We start from the raw sequence: 18,406 nt of genomic DNA, 5'->3' as shown, positions 1-18,406 counted from the left end.
TTTTAATATTAAATTTCCATGTACATTATATACGCCATTATACAAAACAAAAAAAGAGCCGAAGCTCTTTTTTAATAATTGTTAACTATATTTAAACGCTATAAAAACTGAATTTATTTTTTTGTCACATCATTTGGATGTTCCACGCCAATCCATGCTTTGAATAGTGCTTTTTGCTCAGGCGTTGCCTCTTTATCAGCAACTACTTTTTTAGGCTTATCAAAATCTTCTGATAATACTAATGTTAAGCTTTCAAGAGCATCGCGACGAAGATAGTCAATGGTTACTTTATCGCCTTTTTTAAACGTTTCTAAGCTGGTTTTTAAATCTTTACCTACGTGATGTTTGTTTATAGCGACAATTTTATCATCGGTAGTTAAACCTGCTTTCCACGCACTGCCACCACGGCGAACGTAACTTAACGTAAGTAACTCGCCTGTGTTTTTAGCGGTAGCATCAATGCTTGCAAGCGCTTTTGCTTTTTCAGGACGTTCAAATTTCAAGCCTACTTTAGTAAGTAAGTCGTCAAAGTTAATACTTGCAGGCGACTCAACATTTTCTTGCCACCAGCTTGAGTAATCACGCCCTGTTAAATCTTTTAAGATATTAAGTACATCTACATCTGTAAAACCAGCTGGCATTTTATGATTGTTATAAAGTGCTTTGTGTACGTCGCGATAGCTTATTTTACCTTGGCTTTTTTCTAGCAAGTCGATATCTAAAACTAATGAAAGTAATGAACCCTCAGAATAAATATTAGTGCTGTAGTTACGTGCATGATCGCCACCTTGGTTAATCCATTTATCAAAGCTTGTTTCGCTTGCGCTTTGCACTTCACGGCCCGGTGTTTGTAAATGACGATTAATAGTTTTACTCATCACTTTAAAAAATTCATCTGTGGTTTCAATACCAGAGCGAACCATTAAATGATCTTCAAAATAACTTGTTGAACCCTCTGCAATCCAAAGCAGTTTAGAGTAATTCATATTAGTGTAATCGTACGGCACTAAACCTTGAGGGCGGTATGCTTTAACATTCCACGTATGAACAAACTCATGCGCAGCGGTGCTAATAAAGGCTAGGTAATCTTCGCGGCTACCAAATCTATCGCGTGGACGTTGAATAATTGTTGAGTTTAAATGCTCTGTTGCACCACCAGCACCCGACGTAGCATGTACCATAAATACATAACGTTCATATGGATAGCCATCCCAAATTACATTACCAGTAGCAACTAATTTTTTAAGATCAGTAAGCATTTGCTCTACATCGTAGTTACCGTCGCCCCATATAACTAAATCGTATTCACGGCCATCTACTTCAAATGTGTGTAGTTGGTTAATACCCGTTTCGATTGGTGAATCAACAAGCACGTCGTAATCTGCTGCTTTAAATGAATTTTTGCCTTTTAAATTATCCATACCCGATACAGAGCGCCACTTTTTAGGCACTTCTAAATTAACGGTTACTGGCTCTTGGCGGAATGATTCACTAAACATAAAAAAGCCTGATGCATCTATAAATGCATGGCTGTCGTCAATGTGGCGAGCGCGCTTACCAAGCTCATTTGCATACACCTGGTAGTCAATATTAACTTCGGTTGGCTCATTAAGGTGTACACGCCATGTACTGTGATCAATTTTTTCCCATTTTAACTCTTTGCCATCTTCATCTTTAGCTTTGAAGTAACGAATGCCATTGGCAAGGTTTAGCATTTCGTAGCGACCCGTTCGCCACGCAGGAAGTTTTATATCAAGATGTGCTTGCGCTGTTTTTGGAAACTCAACACTTACATCGCCTAAATGATGTTGTGGTTGTGAGATTTCTAAAGAATAATTTACGTCGGCAAATACAGGTGCTGAACATGCAGCTAAAATAGATAGGGCTAATAACTTTTTCATAGAGACTCTTAGTGGAAACTTAATTGCCTGCAAGACTAGCAAGCCCCTATTTAAAAGTGAATTAAATACGACAAATTGCCCCGTATACGAGTTTATACGTAGTAGCTTATTAAAATTTCTAAGTTTTTTACTAGATAACTACACATAATAAAAATTTGTTGTAAACTGAAGATAATAAAATTAATTTGATGGCGGTACGCTTAGGTGTCTGAAAGATCTAATCCAACAGATAAAAAACTCAAACAAGCAATTGATGCTCGTATGGCTATTGAGAGTGCACGCAAACATCAAGTGGATATTTTGTGCGACTTTGCAGCTAAACTTTCGCTAAGCTGTAAAGGGCTTGATATTGAGTTAGATAATCGCCTTGCTAAATTTAGAAGTGCACTCAATAAAGGTATGAGCTTTGAAGATCTCTCTCCTCTTGTTAGTGAAACTTTGATATTACTTAAGAATCAAGAATCGATTCAGCAAGCTCAGCAACGTGATTTATTCAACAGTGTACAAAATGCAGGTAAACAGTTACAAAAAACTAAAGGTTTACCTGACGATACTCGCAGAGCCCTGAGAAATTTACTCGATCAAGAGATTAATAACGTTCAGTCAACCCATGGGTACATTCCGCTACTTGATCAACTTATTCTTTTTTATCATGAAGCATTGCTAACTAAGCAAGACCCTCAAGCCGATAATCAGCGCCCTGTAAAACAAGCTCGTGCAAAAAAACTACTTGAGCTGGCTAACGAACTTATACTTGAAGAAGAAGCTACACTACAAATTAATAGTATAAAAAATAATATTACGGAAAGTGACACAATCGATGCATTACTCGATGTTGCGATTAACATAATTGAAGTTGTAGTAAAAAACATTAGCAAAGAGCGTAAATCTGCACAAAGCTTTTTAGTTTCATTAAATCAAACCCTCGAAGATCTACATAATTCTATTGTCTCTACTAGTAGACACTCAGAATCGATGAGTATTGAGTTTGATTCGTTGAATAAAAGTATTGAACTAAAAATTAAAAACCTCAACGAACAAACACAAAAAGCAACGTCAATTTCATCTTTAAAAGAACTCGTAGATAACGAATTAAAATCACTAAGCGAAGATTTTCTAGCAAAAGAAAAGTTAGAACGAAAAGACAGAGAAATGCTTAGCACTAGCTTTAGTGAAATAAACAAACGAATTGTTACTTTAGAAGATAAGTTAACAACGTATAAAAAACGCTTAAACGAACAGCGCTTTAAAAGTTTACTTGATGGGCTTACAAAACTGCCTAACCGAGCTGCATTTGATGAACGTTACAATCACGAAATGCATTTGTTTAATGTGCAGCCATCAGATGTTACGCTTGCGGTTATTGATGTTGACCACTTTAAATCTATCAATGATAGATTTGGCCATACCGCAGGTGACATTACCTTACAGGTTATATCAAAAGCGTTGCAAAAATCGGTAAGAAAGTCCGATTTTATAGCGCGTTACGGCGGTGAAGAATTTGTGCTGTTAATGCCAGGTGTGTCGCTTGAAAACGCAACATTACCTCTGGATAAAGTAAGAAAGGTAATTAAAAATATACCTTTTAAATTTAGAGAAAAACAAATTGAGATCACAATCTCGGTAGGTGCAACTCAGTTCAAAAAAGGCGATACTCTGTTAAAGGCATTTGATCGAGCAGATGATGCTCTTTACGAGGCCAAAAATTCAGGACGAGATAGACTTTGTACCAGTAAATAATGTCATAGCCATTATAGATTTTATGACAAGTAGTTTTTTACGATTTAGCAGTAAGGAGAACGTCTATGTTAATACAGTTAAACCCAACTGGGGTTTTAGATTTACTGTCGCAATTAGAAGTTGATTTATTAGAGCAATCTTCTGCTAGTGAGCGTTATAAGTTATTTAGAAACTGCGTACTAGCAGTGCTTAATGTAGGTAGCCATACCGACGAAAGTAGCGATATATACGACAAATACAAAGATTTTGATATTCGTTTAGTAAGCCGCGAACGAGGTATTAAAATTGAGCTTGAAAACCCACCCGAAACCGCATTTGTTGATGGCGAAATAATTACCGGAATTCACGAGCATATATTTTCTGTTATTCGCGATATTTTGTTTATTTGTCAAAAATACGAAAAAGATTTAAAAGAGCAAAAAGCCATTACTCATATGGTATTCGATATGCTCAGAAATGCAGGTGCTTTGCGTGTTAATAGCGAGCCAAGTATGGTTGTTTGCTGGGGCGGACACTCTATAAACGAAGTTGAATATAAATACACAAAACAAGTAGGTTACGAGCTTGGCTTACGTGGATTAAATATTTGTACTGGTTGTGGCCCTGGTGCCATGAAAGGCCCAATGAAAGGTGCCACTATTGGCCATGCAAAACAGCGCAATACCAATAACCGTTACTTAGGCCTAACAGAGCCAAGCATTATTGCTGCAGAGCCACCAAACCCTATTGTTAACGAATTAGTTATTTTACCTGACATTGAAAAGCGCCTTGAAGCTTTTATAAGAACAGCTCACGCTATTATCATTTTTCCTGGTGGCGCAGGTACTGCTGAAGAATTGCTATATTTATTAGGCATATTACTTCATCCAGATAACACCAAACAATGTTTGCCTGTTATTTTAACTGGCCCTAAAGAAAGTGAAGCGTACTTTAAAGAGCTGTGTGAATTTGTTGAAATGACGCTTGGTAAAGAAGCATTAGATAAGTTTGAAGTTATTATTGATAATCCTGAGTTAGTTGGACAAAAGCTAAGATCGGCTATGGCCAATGTTCGTGATTACCGTAAAAGTGAAGGCGATGCCTACTACTTTAATTGGACGTTAAAAATCGATAACGATTTTCAACAACCTTTTGCACCAACACACGAAAATATGGCAAGTCTTGATTTACATCTTGATCAACCAAAGCAGTTATTAGCGGCTAATTTACGCAGAGCTTTTTCAGGTATTGTAGCTGGAAATGTAAAAGACGAAGGCGTTAAAGCCATTAAGCAAAACGGTCCATACATTTTAAGTGGCGAGCCTGCCCTTATGGAAAATATGGATACGTTATTACAAGCATTTGTTGATCAAGGCCGTATGAAACTCCCTGGCAGCAAATACATTCCGTGTTACAAAATAAAAGCATGAGTTTTATAGTTTGAAACCCCATTTACTTCTTATTGATGCGCTTAATTTAATTAGGCGCATTTACGCCGTTGACGCTAATCAAAAACATCACAGTGATGAACAAATGATACAAACGTGCTGTGCACGTGTAGCTCATGCGTGTAAAAAGCTTTTAGATACAAGTAATGCAACCCATGCGATTGCGGTATTTGATGGTGACAAAAGCTGGCGTTATCATTTTTATAAAGACTACAAACACTCCCGCGCCCCAATGCCTCAAGTGCTAAAAGATGCCTTAGAGCACTTTAAAACCGCAATAGAAGAAACCGGTATTGTTGTATTTGAGCCTATTAACGATGAAGCCGATGACATTATTGCAACGCTTGCGTTTAAGGCATCAAATAATCAAATAGCTAATACTGTTGTCTCTACTGATAAAGGTTTTTTACCCTATTTAGGCCCCTACATTACAGTTTATGATTACTTTAAAAAACTCTATTTAGATGAGACAAGTATAAAAGAGCGTTTTGGTGTTGAGCAAAATAAGCTCGTTGATTTTTGGGCATTAGCGGGCGATAAAACAAATGATATTCCGGGAGTAAAAGGAATAGGTACTAAGTCTGCGCAGCAAATAGTTAATAACTATAATTCAATTGAGCATGCGGCCGAAGATGAGTCTCTAAGCCCGAGTATTAAAGCAAAGTTAGCCGCTAATATGGATATGTACGTAATCTCAAAGCACTTGGTTAGTTTACGCACCGATATAAATTTAGGCTTTAGTTTAAAGCAGTTAAGACTTAATTAGTCGCAAGTTAATAGCCTCTAAACATTACAAAACGTATACTATTATTAGTTACCGGAGTCAGAGTAAACCATATTGAAAAAATTTATCCGATATTTAATCTTAGGTTTAGGGCTATATGCACTGATAGCAGCGTTGGTGATCACCTTTTATAAAGACGATCCTCAGGCTATGATCTGGCAAGACCGAGAAGCTTTTAATAAACGTTATATCGAAAAACTATCACTTGAGCAGCCAACAACACTAAATACTGTGCTTGATTATTTAGGCAGCCCCGACCTTACTTATGCCAAACGAGATGGTGAACAGGTATTTCAGATAGTTTTTTACCGTACACAGCATAAAACATCTGACGGTATAACCACTATGGATGAATGTACTGGGTTATTATTTAAAAATGGGCAGCTATTTTTATGGGGTCCTAGTGCATATAATAAATATCAAGAACAAAATTAGGTGAAGGTTTAATGGATGAAGCTGTTTCAACTACTTTAGAGCAGCTGCTTAATAATACGCAGCTGTTTTTAAGCTATTATAACAATAAACAAAAATGGACAGCCTTATACCCCATGGCAAGTAAGCTAGCTGAGCAATATAGAGTGCTCTATAGCGAACAGCCATTCGCATTACAAGCTCGTTTAACACTTTATAATCCTAATTATTCTTATGCCACCAACTTAGTTGTTAGTCAGAGTGTAATAACCGCTGCACTTTGTAAATCTCAACATTATAATAATGCCCTAAGCGAGCTATACATAGCGGCTTCACTCATTGAGCATTTATGTGTTGGAGCGCAATTAAACAAGCTCTGTGAGCAAACACCTTTTCAAGACTCTGATAAAAACATATGGAAAATGCGTCATCAGTTAGCTGCTAAAGTAATGTTATCCAGTGGCGATTCTGCCAAACCCGTTACGCAATTATTAGCTAAGTTAAGTAAATATAAACAAGCATTGGTAAGTGCTCCTAAAATAATGCTTTACGATGGGGGCATAACACTAATTGCTTTAGCAAATATTATTAGTATGAACATTACTAGTAATACGGCTAATAAACACATGAGTTTATTTAAAGCACTTACTGACTTGTATATTCGCACACCAAATTTGTTTGCACTGCAGCTAATCAAATCACTTATAGCTCATTTGGGGCCACTGTTACCGGGAAGCCGCGTTTTTTATGCAGAGCAAACCATGATTTATTTAGCGACTGATGCGCAGCAAAAACATATTTTAATTAGTACCGCTAATCCAAATAAATTGGCTTGGTTTAGCGTTAAAGCAACCCTTAACGACAACCCAAAACAATGGCATTGCGCTGATAAAACCATTAGCTTCAAAGTGTTTAACAGTGAACATGTTAAGTCAAAAAGTGTGGTTGGCGTTGATAAAGCACAGTCTTTACTTGAACTAATAAGTAATATTAAGTCACAGCACGAATATAGCTATAAAGGGCTAAACCAGCTAATGGCGGCTCACCCTCAGGTAGTTGCTAATTTATGTGAGGCAGTAAAACCTTATAATAAGGAGCATCAGGCCGCTAAAGACTTAAAGCATAGTTTATCGATGGTCGGTTATTATAATGCGCCCGCGATAATTCAAAGAGTTGTTTTTGAACAATTAGTTAATGTTACCCCACACCCTCTACAAGCCTACGTTACTAACAGATTAAATGGTTTAGTGAAAATAATGGCCTTATTAGTCAGTAAAAATAAACACGACCAGTTTGAACACATTACATTACCTTTATATGCTTATGCTCATTTTTTATTAACGCAATGCAGTACACAGCTTTCTCGTAAAACGCTGATTGACGACACACCAAATAAAACATTGAGTGCCCCTATTTGCTCATTTTTTGGAGTAGATTCAATTAATAACGAGCAACTAACGCAACAGCTTACTCATTTATTAAGTGACAACCCATGGACAACGGCACTTTTAGAAGCAGAGCAAACACCTAAAAAACACTTAACTGATTCTCATAAACTCTGGATCACACTTAAAATTGTTGCTCAGAGTGTTTTTAAACCAGAACTCGCGCTAACAGCGTGGCAACTGCAAACATTAAACGAACAACTGAAAATACTAAATTGGCAAAACCCAACTGATTTTAATCAAAAATTAGAATCTCTCGCGTTATTTAATAGTATTTAATTTATGGGGCCCTATTTAACGTCTTTATACCCATTATAACTTTGGTGTATACCCAGTATTTCTTGTATAAACTAGCAAAATGGGTGATAAGTTGATATAAATGCGCCCTTAAATTTTCAAGCACGTTCACATAAATGATCTAACAAGCGATTACCCTCTCAGGGTAATAATTTATGTGCAAATCAAACTCTTTAAAGGAAAAGTCAATGGCCAAACAAACCATCACAGTGATCAAAGGCGACGGCATCGGTCCGAGCATTATCGACTCAGCACTTGAAATATTAAAAGCCGCAGGTTGCGACTTTGATTATGAATTTGTTGATGCTGGCCTAGCTGCACTTGAAAAAACAGGTGAGTTACTTCCACAAGACACGGTTGATACAATAGCTAGAAACAAAATCACTCTTAAAGGCCCATTAACAACGCCTGTAGGTGAAGGTTTTACGTCTATTAACGTTACACTTCGTAAGCAATTTGGTTTATACGCTAACGTACGCCCTGTTAAATCATTTGTTGGCACTAAAGCACGTTACGACGATATTGATATCATTACTATTCGTGAAAATACGCAAGGTATGTACTCAGGTGCAGGCCAAATAGTAAGTGAAGATGGTAATGAAGCAGAAGCAAAATCGATAATTACGCGTGAAGGCGCAGAAAAAATCGTAACTTTTGCATATGAGCTAGCGGTACGTGAAGGTCGTAAAAAAGTAACTGCTGTTCATAAAGCTAACATTTTAAAATCAACATCTGGTTTGTTTTTAAAAGTAGCACGTGAAGTAGCTGAGCGTTACCCACAAATTGAATCAAATGAAATGATTGTTGATGCAACGTGTATGAAACTGGTAATGACACCTGAAGAGTTTGACGTAATTGTTACGACTAACTTATTTGGTGATATTTTATCTGACCTTTGTGCTGGTTTAGTTGGCGGTTTAGGTATGGCTCCAGGTGCTAACATTGGTGAAGACGCTGCAATTTTTGAAGCTGTACACGGTAGTGCACCAGATATTGCTGGCAAAAACCTAGCTAACCCAACATCTGTAATTTTAGCGTCTATCCAAATGCTTGAGCATTTAGATATGGGCGATACAGCAGAGCGTATTCGTAGTGCTGTTGCTGATGTAATTAAATCAGGCGACCGTACAACTCGCGATTTAGGCGGCAGCCACGGTACAACTGATTTCACTCAATCAGTAATTGACCGTTTATAATTAATATTTGTTATTAATTTAAATAGCCCGCTAATTTAGCGGGCTTTTTTTTATTTGTTAATTAAGCTTATACCAACCTGGTGTATTTATGCAGGTTAGTATTAAACCTAAATAAACTTAACAGTAGTAATCCTAATAAACCTGCCAATGATCCGCCACTTGAACCCGAACTACTTTGTTGCTTTTGCACTGTAAGAGATAACTCTTTAGTAAAAGTATCATTTGTTTGAGTATCAGTAACATTCAACGTTACACTAAATGCCCTGTCAGTTTGATAAGTATGCCTTGGGTTTTGTAAGTTTGATACCGCACTGCCATCACCAAAATCCCAACTGTAAGTATAACTATTAAAGCCGCCGGTTACTTGCGCATTAAATTGAGCGCTTAAATCATTTACTGTAACGTTTGCGTCTATGCTAAGCGGAACAGTTGCAGTTACATCAACTGCTTTAGTTTGCTCCGTGCCTTCGTTATCTGTCACTGTAAGCGTTACTTGGTAATCACCAGAGTATAAATAATTATAAGTGAGCGATTGCGTCGTTAAAGTACTTCCATCCCCTAGCTGCCAATTATAAGTATACGGTGCAACTCCACCTGTAAACGAAGCTTGAGCTGTTAATATTCCTTGGTTTATTTCATATTCAATTTCATTTACAGATAATGGCTCAACTAATATAACTTGAGCTACAGCTACTTGCTGTGAAGTATCATTACTTGCCATAAACTCAACGCTATAGGTGCCATAGTCTTGGTATTCATGAGTAGGCGTTAACTCTGTGCTTGAGCTACCATCGTCAAAACTCCACGTAAATTTGTCCGCAGGCGTGAGTGCAAAACCTTCTACATTAAAATTAACGATTAAACCTGTTTTGGTAAAATTAATACCTTTAGTAACATCGTAATTAAGCTCTACTTCTATATCTTCACTATCAGCTGACTGGCTTATAATATTAAACCCAAAGCCAACCTGTGGGAGGGCAACGCCCGATGACTGTTGCGCTGAAAAGCTATAGTCGGTTTTATCAGTAAACTCTGTAATAGCTGATAAATCATCATCACCTAATCCAGCTCGCTGTGGATATAAACTAAAAGCAGCATCACGAATTTGAATTGCTGAAGCAGCCGGAGTTTGCGTACTGCCTTTATTTATCGAGCGCTGATCAGCATCTACCACTAATGCAAAACCACTACCTGGATGCTCTGTCGTGTTGTTATCGGCTTGAGATTCATTGCTATACCACAATAATAATCCCGGTGAGTACTGCTCTGCTTGCAAACTACTATCAACACCTGTGTATGAACGCAATTGTAAATAGTAATGTGATGGCGATGCATATGTGTAACTACCTATTTTTTCAAAGCCATTAAACTCGGTGTTAATTTGATCTTGTGCATTATTTTGCCAAATTAAGGTATCACTTTGCTCAATACGCATATCATCCACAACAAAACCATAATAATGTGTGTTCGCATCTGTTATGTATTCAATTTTTAGATCAATCATTTGCCCAGCATAGGCAGATAAATCAAACTTATGAGTTAAATAGCCGTTAGGCTGCTTAGCATCACTATTAAAAAATGAATCACCTGATATATACGGACCAATGTCACCATAGTATGGGTTAATTGCTTGCGTATAATTACTAGCAATAGGCTCCCCATTTACTTTTACCTGTACTAAATCATAGTCGCGCTCAATACTGTAATAAGCAATAAAGCTTAAAGTAAGTGCCTCAGTTGTGTTTGGTAGCGTTACTGTATTAACTAAGCTGTTACTAACATTGTCGCCCGTATTTGAATAGTATTGAAAATCGCCTTCTACTGGCATTTTAAATTTTTCGAGTCGAGATGGCAGTGTTATTTTTATTTGGCTTTGTAGTTGTGAAGTACTCGCAGTATTAATTAATGTTTGCTGTGCGTTAGCATCTATCTCATCCATATCAAGCGTGAGCTGATTAGCCCAATTACCCTGGTATCGATTTTGTAAATATTCAAGCGCATAAGGGCTAAACATAACAGGCTCTGAGCCTCGTGGAGAACCTGCCCAACTTCCTGTCGACATAACTGACCAAGACGCGACAGGCTCACCTACCGTGTTAGATTGTAAGTCGTATTCATCTAATAATCCCAAGTCATGCCCAAACTCATGCACCACCACGCCAATCCCAGCATCAATTGGATTAATTGTGTAACCAAAGAGTTTAATACTGCTGCCTGCAATCTCGCTCGGCCCGCTATTTTCATCAAATACATAATAGCGGTGCGACCAAATAGCATCGGTGCTTAGGTAACCACCACCCGCTTCCTCGCCAATACTTGAATGAAAAATCATTACATGGTCAATAATGCCATTGGGTTCGTTAATAATTCCATCGCCATCTACATCATCTAAATCAGTTAAATCATAGTCCGCTAAATTAATATTAAACTTTGCAACCGCCTTCTCCACAGCCTCTTTGACTAAAGCGGGCGCATTTTTATCACGCGTACTGCCTTGGCGTTCACCATATATTTTTGCATTACTATCAGCGGTTACCCAGCCATATACCTGCCCGTTAAAGTTTAAGCTATTACCAGACGCTGTTTTATAATAATCTGCAGCCGTTGATAAGCTTTGTCCATCAGGGCCCGCATAACCTTGAGTATTAAAAAGCATTTGCTGATAGTGTTCAGTTGAATAATCAGCGTAAAACATATCTGTGTCTTGCTCTACAAGTCGATCATCGTCATGTTTGAGGTCAGGAAAATCAATTAAGATAGCTAACACTTTTACATCATTAACGCTTTGATCAGGCACTAGCGACGTTGAAAAAGCGGCTTGTTGTTTATTTGTGTTTGAAAAATCCGTAGAGGAGGATTTAAATTGCCTAAAGCCATTTTTAATTGAGTGATTGGCAACTTCTTTGTTACTCATATATGACTTAAATGAACTATCTAACTCACTAGAGGATATTTGGTCTCTTTTTTTAAGCCAATATAAAATACGTTCTTCGTTAGTTATACCAACATCATGCGGGCTTAAATTATTAGCCGCTACTATAGGGCTTAATAGCGTAGTTAAAAGCGCAATTAACGTCACTTTTTTCACTGTGTATTCCTCAAACATAATTATGTAGTAATCATACCTAATAATAGAAATTTAAACATGTGATAAAAACATATAGTTAACATGTGCAATAAAAGTTAATGGTCTTTCACACTCTTTTATAACTAAAATCAAACACACAACCTAAAACGCATAATTTCTGCTAGTTAACTCAGTTAAATACAGCATTTCTGCAGATTTAAATTAAAAAAAGCTACAAAACGAATTTAAAATGCAAAAAACTACTTTCAAGGTTGACATAAGGGTTCAAAACCCTTAAAAATAAACCTATACAGAATTTTTAATTTAAAAGCAGTGTTTTGCTAAGTAGAGTAAAAACTATGAACACACAAATTAACCTTTTAGTCGTACTCGTACTGGTCTTAGTTATAAGCCCAGCGGGGATGTATTAAAAGGTGATACTGCTTTTTAAAAACCCTCGCACTACGCGGGGGTTTTTTTATGCATAAAAAAAGCGCACAGAGGAATGAGGATGAGCAAACAAGAATATAATGGCTCTGAACTAGTAGTTCAGGCATTAAAAGAGTTAAAGGTAAAATACATATTTGGCTACCCCGGTGGTTCGGTTTTAGACTTATATGATGCACTTTTTCAGCAAGATGATATTGAGCATATATTAGTACGTCATGAACAAGCTGCCACACATATGGCTGATGGTTATGCTCGTGCTACTGGAGACGTTGGTGTTGTACTTGCAACCTCAGGCCCTGGCGCTACAAACTGTATAACGGGTATTGCAACAGCCTACATGGATTCAATTCCTATGGTTGTATTGTCAGGCCAAGTGCCTACAAGTTTAATTGGTGACGATGCATTCCAAGAAACTGATATTGTTGGCTGTTCTCGCCCTATAGTTAAACACAGCTTTAACTGTAGAAGTGCTAAAGAAATCCCAACAATCTTAGCTAAAGCCTTTTATATAGCCAGTACAGGTCGTCCTGGACCTGTTGTAGTTGAGCTTCCTAAAGATATGCTTAACCCTGCTATAAAGTTTGAATACGAATTTCCTAAAACAACAGAGCTAAGAACATACAGCCCTAATACTAAAGGGCATTCAAAACAAATTCGTAAAGCGGTAACAACTATTCTAGAGGCCAAAAAACTGGTTATCTATTCTGGCGGTGGTATTGTTATTTCAAATACGTCAGAGCAATTAACGCATTTAGTTGAATCGTTGAATGCACCCATTACCAATACACTAATGGGCCTTGGCGGTATATCAGGTGTACATCCAAACTTTGTAGGTATGCTAGGCATGCACGGTACGCTTGAGGCCAACAAAGCAATGGCAAACGCCGATGTGATTTTAGCGCTTGGTGCTCGTTTTGATGACAGGGTAACTAATAACGTTAAAAAGTTTTGTCCAAATGCCACAATTGTACATGTAGATGTAGATCCAACTTCAATTTCAAAAACAATCAAAGCGCATATACCAGTTGTAGGTTGTTTAGCAACCGTACTTGAACAACTACAAACGGGTATTGATAAAAGCCCAATTAAAATAGATCGCAGCGCGCAAGAAGATTGGTGGCGCCAAATTATCAGCTGGCGTGAACAAAAATGTTTAAGCTACAACACAGATGGCGACAAAATTAAGCCACAAGCCGTAATTGAAGCTGTTTATAAAGCCACTAATGGCGATGCTTACGTAAGTTCTGACGTTGGTCAGCACCAAATGTTTGCAGCGCAATATTACCCATTTAAGCATCCTCGTCAGTGGATAAATTCAGGCGGCCTAGGCACTATGGGCTTTGGCTTACCTGCTGCTATGGGCGTAAAATTAGCCTTTCCTGATAAAGAATCTGTATGTATTACGGGTGATGGCTCTATTCAAATGAATATTCAAGAGCTATCTACCTGCTTGCAGTACAACCTAGCTGTAAAAGTTGTATCACTTAATAACCGCTCTTTAGGTATGGTACGCCAATGGCAAGATATGGTTTACGGCGGTCGTCATTCATCATCTTACATGGACTCACTGCCTGATTTTGTTAAGTTAGTTGAAAGCTACGGGCATGTAGGCATACAAGTAAACACACTTGATGAGTTACAACCTGCTATCGATAAAGCTATGAGCATAAACGATCGTTTAGTCTTTTTAGATATTCTTGTAGACGAGAAAGAACATGTATACCCAATGCAAATCAAGTTAGGTGGCATTGATGAGATGTGGTTACGTAAAGGAGTAAAAGCATAATGCGTCGTATTTTATCTATTCTATTGGAAAACGAACCAGGTGCACTGTCACGTATTGTTGGGCTTTTTTCACAACGTGCATACAACATTGACAGCCTAACTGTTGGCACAACTGATGATCAGTCGTTATCACGTATTACCATTACCACCATGGGTGATGACAGAGTGGTTGAGCAGATCACAAAGCAAGTTAACAAATTAGTCGACGTGCTTAAAATTATCGATTTAACAGAAATGAGTCACATTGAGCGAGAGTTATTGCTTGTTAAGGTATTTGCTCAAGACGAGACGACACGTGCAGCGGTTACCCGCGTAGTTGATGTGTTTCAGGGTGTTATTTTAGATATGGGCCGACAAAGCTATAGCCTGCAACTAGTGAGTAGTACAGACAAAATAGAATCGTTTTTAGACACACTTCGTCATGAAACCGATATTATTGAAGTTGTACGTTCTGGTGCTGTTGGCATTGGCCGAGGCGATAAAGCCTTAAAAGCATAAATTTATAATATAAAGGCATCAGTTGATGTCTTTATTAAACATAAAAAAAAAGAGCTAAATAGCTCTTTTTTTATTTAATTCGTTAAACCTATTAAGGGTTTACTTGGTCTTTAAGACCTTTACCTGCTTTAAAGCTTGGGATAGTTGCCGCTGCGATTTGGATCTCAGCACCCGTTTGTGGGTTACGGCCAGTGCGAGCTGCACGTTCTTTTACTGAGAAAGTACCAAAACCAACTAATGCTACTGAATCACCTTCTTTTAAAGAAGAAGTTACAGCACCTGTAAACGCGTCAAGAGCACGAGTAGCAGCGGCTTTAGAGATTTCTGCATCAGTAGCAATTTTTTCAACTAATTGAGCTTTATTCATTGTTAGATTCCTATTCGTTATTATTTTGCCTTCGCAAAACCTATCTTTATGCATTTTTAAAGAGTTAGCAACAGCAAATTGCATTTTTTGCTTAAATTCTTAAAAAATGAGTAAAATTTAAATAATTCTCGGTAGAATACAGCGTGTTGGGTTAACAAAGACTTAATTTGAGTACAATTTTGGCGCAAGTTAAGCAACTGGGTAAATAAGCTATATTTTTTCGATAACTAAGGTCACTTCCCCGACCTCGACTCCAAACTTAACAATAGATGTGCGGTTTATCAAGCGCGATTGTGTAACCAGGTACATCCAATCGTCAAAATTCACTTCTAAAGTACTGCCATCGTATGGAAGCTCTACATCATAATTCCAATGAAATACGCTGCCGTCACTTTTGCCTTTTGCTGTACCTATAACATCAGCTGCTGTCCCCGTTAAACTATTGTCTTCATTTAACGTTATTTTCCAGATTCGCTTTTGGGTTTCGCCATCATCATAAATAAAGTCTTCTTCAATAACGCCCTGGTTACCGTCCCAAGTCGCATTCATATCTACGATAAGCTTTCGGGTCAATTCGCCTTTAAAGTCTTGTACAACACCATAGGCTTTCAAATTTCCGCTAAAAAACGTTTTAAAGTCGAAATTTGGCGATGTATTTTTATAATGTTCAACATTTGGTGCCGAACAGCTAATTAAAAGTAGAGCCGAGAGGCTCATAACAGCTGCTTTTAACGTGTTTAATATGTTCATATTAATTCCCTAATAATTGCTTTCGTAATTTTGGCTCAGAGGTTTTTTTATCAAGCCAAATAGCTAAAAAATCATTCGAAAATTGAGGTTCATCAATTTCACCCATTTTTTCATCATTATGATAAAAAGTGCTCATACCTTGCTCATTTGTCACTAATGTTAGTGAGTCACCCTTTTTTATATCAGGCCAAATAGACAACAATTTACTGTCGTATTTATCTGCCAGCCCTGTTTTTCCAAGATGTTGCCACTGCTCATTTGTTGCTTTTACTATTTCTTTAGCGTCAAAGTCACGTAAATAGGTAAGCTTAAACTTAACAGGATGTGCTCCTGCGCTGTAATTACCTGAAGGGGTAAATAGCACAGCGTCATATACATCCCAAAATAAATACTCCATTCGTGCTTCGCCTACTTTATTAAATTGTGTGTTAGCTAAAACAATTGAAGTTGTAAGCAAATAAAAAGTAACTGCCTTTAGTAAAAATTTCAAAATAAGCTCCCTTTGAGTCAATGGGTAATGTTACGAAATAGAAATTGTGGAAGATCAGCGATTGATGAATAACTTGATTTTTTGGTTTATGAAAAGAATAACAGTAAACACTGTAGACCAAAGCGCCCCGTAAACGAGCCAGAATTGCCATAAAGGTAAACCTAAACTTATTACTTCAAAGCGCGCTCCAGCCCAATAACTTGCTGGCGCAAATGCCATACATACCAAAAAGGCCTGCCAAAGCTTTAATTTACTCAAAAAAACCATTGAGGTATTTAAAGAAAGTAGTAATGCAGCCCATAAAAACACGAGCCATAGAGGGAAGGGATAAACTTTAAATTCTAACAAGCCTAACTTTACCGCTATAAATTCTAACAATAGTGCTAAAGGTAGGGCTTTAATTAATAGTAAGGAGTCTTGTTTTTTCTGCTTTGACAAACAAAACATTAAAACAATAATCAAGCCACTAAAAAGTAGCGAATTGGCTTCAAGCAGCAGTGATAAAAACCACACTGCTTGAAATAAAACAAAATTAATAACCGAGCGCAATATCATCGTTATCACTAGTAAAACGAGGTTTACGCGCCATTAAATGTATCGTACTTGTTGCTCTGGCTCTAAACGCACCTTCACAATAAGCAAAATAAAATAACCATAAACGATAAAAGCGTTCATCAAATTTAGAGCGGTCTAAATCAGGCCAGCTTTTTATAAAACGAGTTCGCCAATCTGCTAATGTTCTTGCGTAATGAGCACCAATATCATTAACAGTATGAATAACCATATCGGTATTATTTTTAATCTGCTCACTCATTTCGTTAAGCGATGGCAAACATCCGCCCGGAAAAATATACTGCTGGATAAAGTCAGAGTTTTTTAAATAATGCTTATAACGCTGATCGCCAATAGTAATTGCTTGAATAAGCATGGCGCCATCGTCTTTTAGGAGCTCACCACACTGAGTGAAAAAGCTCGGCAAATAATCATGACCCACTGCTTCTATCATTTCAATAGAAACAAGCTTGTCGTATTTACCTTTTAGTAGTCTGTAGTCGAGCTTAAGTAATGTTATTTTACTTTCAAGACCAAGCTCAACAATCTTGTTAGCTACATAATCATGTTGCTCATCAGATATGGTTGTTGTTGTTACATGGCAATCGTAATGTGTGGCTGCATATATAGCAAATGCCCCCCACCCTGTACCAATTTCGATTACTGAATCATTTTTTTGAAGCTCAACTTGCTCACAAATGCGTTTAAGCTTGTATTGTTGAGCCTCTTCAAGTGTCGCTTCTTTTGTAGGATATACAGCACTTGAGTAAAGCATTTCTTTACTTAAAAATGATTCGTACAAATCATTACCTAAGTCGTAATGAGCAACAATATTTTTCTTAGAACCCGATTCTGAATTTTTGTTTTTTATGTGATTAAATCGGTGTGCGATATTACTAAAAAATGCGAATTTTTTTTCAAACTCATCAAGTTGCTTTTCGTTTATAGCAAATATCTCGATGAATGAAGTTAAGTTGTCACAAGACCAATGCCCCAAAATATACGCTTCGCCAGCGCCAACACTCCCAGATAACGCAAACGCTTTATACATAGCTTTATCATTAACTGTTACTGTTGCTTTTAACGCAGACGATACATCACCAAAAACTGTACGCTCATTTCCTTCAATTAAAACAACTTGACCTGTTTCAATTGACGAAAAGGCTTTAGTCACTAATTTTTTATATATATTAGTTAACCAATTAGTGCTTTGTTCGCAATTTAAGCTCGACACTTTATCCATTAA

The 18,406-nt window shown here is 37.3% G+C and carries 15 protein-coding genes; 8 read left to right on the top strand and 7 right to left on the bottom strand.

Going from position 1 to position 18,406, the window contains the following annotated elements; translation table 11 throughout:
* Positions 1 to 113: 113 nt before the first annotated feature.
* Positions 114 to 1,901: a PDZ domain-containing protein gene (locus tag QL995_RS01345; RefSeq protein ID WP_197116975.1), complete on the bottom strand. Its 1,788-nt coding sequence runs from the start codon at positions 1,899 to 1,901 to the stop codon at positions 114 to 116.
* Positions 1,902 to 2,105: 204 nt separating this feature from the next.
* Here QL995_RS01345 and QL995_RS01340 point away from each other — a divergent pair, with 204 nt between their 5' ends.
* The 6 genes from QL995_RS01340 (at position 2,106) to QL995_RS01315 (ending at position 9,201) form a co-directional block, all read left to right on the top strand.
* Complete coding sequence (locus tag QL995_RS01340; protein WP_007580677.1) at positions 2,106 to 3,641, top strand: GGDEF domain-containing protein; 1,536 nt, start codon at positions 2,106 to 2,108, stop codon at positions 3,639 to 3,641.
* A gap of 65 nt (positions 3,642 to 3,706) precedes the next feature.
* The gene (gene ppnN, locus QL995_RS01335; RefSeq protein WP_007580678.1) at positions 3,707 to 5,050 is read left to right on the top strand and encodes a nucleotide 5'-monophosphate nucleosidase PpnN; all 1,344 of its coding nucleotides are present in this window, start codon (positions 3,707 to 3,709) and stop codon (positions 5,048 to 5,050) included.
* A 10-nt stretch (positions 5,051 to 5,060) separates the two neighbouring features.
* Positions 5,061 to 5,834, top strand: a complete 774-nt coding sequence (gene xni / locus QL995_RS01330; protein ID WP_007580680.1) for a flap endonuclease Xni — start codon at positions 5,061 to 5,063, stop codon at positions 5,832 to 5,834.
* Between the two features lie 69 nt (positions 5,835 to 5,903).
* A complete protein-coding gene (locus QL995_RS01325; RefSeq protein WP_024591078.1) occupies positions 5,904 to 6,287 on the top strand; it encodes a DUF3192 domain-containing protein in 384 nt (127 codons plus the stop codon).
* 11 nt (positions 6,288 to 6,298) lie between these two features.
* Positions 6,299 to 7,987 (top strand): hypothetical protein, encoded by a 1,689-nt coding sequence (locus tag QL995_RS01320; RefSeq protein ID WP_197236786.1) that lies wholly within the window; start codon positions 6,299 to 6,301, stop codon positions 7,985 to 7,987.
* A gap of 206 nt (positions 7,988 to 8,193) precedes the next feature.
* Positions 8,194 to 9,201 (top strand): isocitrate dehydrogenase, encoded by a 1,008-nt coding sequence (locus tag QL995_RS01315; RefSeq protein ID WP_007580684.1) that lies wholly within the window; start codon positions 8,194 to 8,196, stop codon positions 9,199 to 9,201.
* Between the two features lie 67 nt (positions 9,202 to 9,268).
* Here QL995_RS01315 and QL995_RS01310 read toward each other — a convergent pair whose 3' ends face one another.
* On the bottom strand, positions 9,269 to 12,289 hold the full coding sequence (locus tag QL995_RS01310; RefSeq protein ID WP_290291889.1) for an immune inhibitor A domain-containing protein: 3,021 nt from the start codon (positions 12,287 to 12,289) through the stop codon (positions 9,269 to 9,271).
* A 490-nt stretch (positions 12,290 to 12,779) separates the two neighbouring features.
* Between QL995_RS01310 and QL995_RS01305 the strand changes: the two genes are divergently transcribed.
* The gene (locus tag QL995_RS01305; protein ID WP_197139392.1) at positions 12,780 to 14,504 is read left to right on the top strand and encodes an acetolactate synthase 3 large subunit; all 1,725 of its coding nucleotides are present in this window, start codon (positions 12,780 to 12,782) and stop codon (positions 14,502 to 14,504) included.
* The gene (ilvN, locus tag QL995_RS01300; RefSeq protein WP_007580691.1) at positions 14,504 to 15,001 is read left to right on the top strand and encodes an acetolactate synthase small subunit; all 498 of its coding nucleotides are present in this window, start codon (positions 14,504 to 14,506) and stop codon (positions 14,999 to 15,001) included. The genes QL995_RS01305 and ilvN overlap by 1 nt, the downstream gene beginning before the upstream one ends.
* A gap of 91 nt (positions 15,002 to 15,092) precedes the next feature.
* Here ilvN and QL995_RS01295 read toward each other — a convergent pair whose 3' ends face one another.
* From QL995_RS01295 to QL995_RS01275, 5 genes are all read right to left on the bottom strand, one after another.
* A complete protein-coding gene (locus tag QL995_RS01295) occupies positions 15,093 to 15,368 on the bottom strand; it encodes an HU family DNA-binding protein (RefSeq protein ID WP_002962474.1) in 276 nt (91 codons plus the stop codon).
* Between the two features lie 210 nt (positions 15,369 to 15,578).
* Entirely contained in the window at positions 15,579 to 16,118 is a 540-nt protein-coding gene (locus QL995_RS01290) for a DUF3833 domain-containing protein (RefSeq protein WP_290291875.1), read from the bottom strand.
* 1 nt (position 16,119) lies between these two features.
* Entirely contained in the window at positions 16,120 to 16,608 is a 489-nt protein-coding gene (locus QL995_RS01285; RefSeq protein ID WP_290291873.1) for a chalcone isomerase family protein, read from the bottom strand.
* Between the two features lie 54 nt (positions 16,609 to 16,662).
* Positions 16,663 to 17,163, bottom strand: coding sequence for a DUF2878 domain-containing protein (locus tag QL995_RS01280; protein ID WP_290291871.1), 501 nt, complete (start codon positions 17,161 to 17,163; stop codon positions 16,663 to 16,665).
* The gene (locus tag QL995_RS01275) at positions 17,141 to 18,403 is read right to left on the bottom strand and encodes a cyclopropane-fatty-acyl-phospholipid synthase family protein (protein WP_290291868.1); all 1,263 of its coding nucleotides are present in this window, start codon (positions 18,401 to 18,403) and stop codon (positions 17,141 to 17,143) included. Before QL995_RS01275 ends, QL995_RS01280 begins: the two co-directional genes overlap by 23 nt.
* Between the last annotated feature and the right edge of the window lie 3 nt (positions 18,404 to 18,406).

Origin of the sequence: Pseudoalteromonas sp. APC 3358, from assembly GCF_030408075.1 — a bacterium.
Taxonomy (GTDB): Bacteria; Pseudomonadota; Gammaproteobacteria; order Enterobacterales; family Alteromonadaceae; genus Pseudoalteromonas; species Pseudoalteromonas arctica.
The sequence above is the reverse complement of the archived record's forward strand: the minus strand, read 5'-3'. Positions and strand labels throughout refer to the sequence as shown.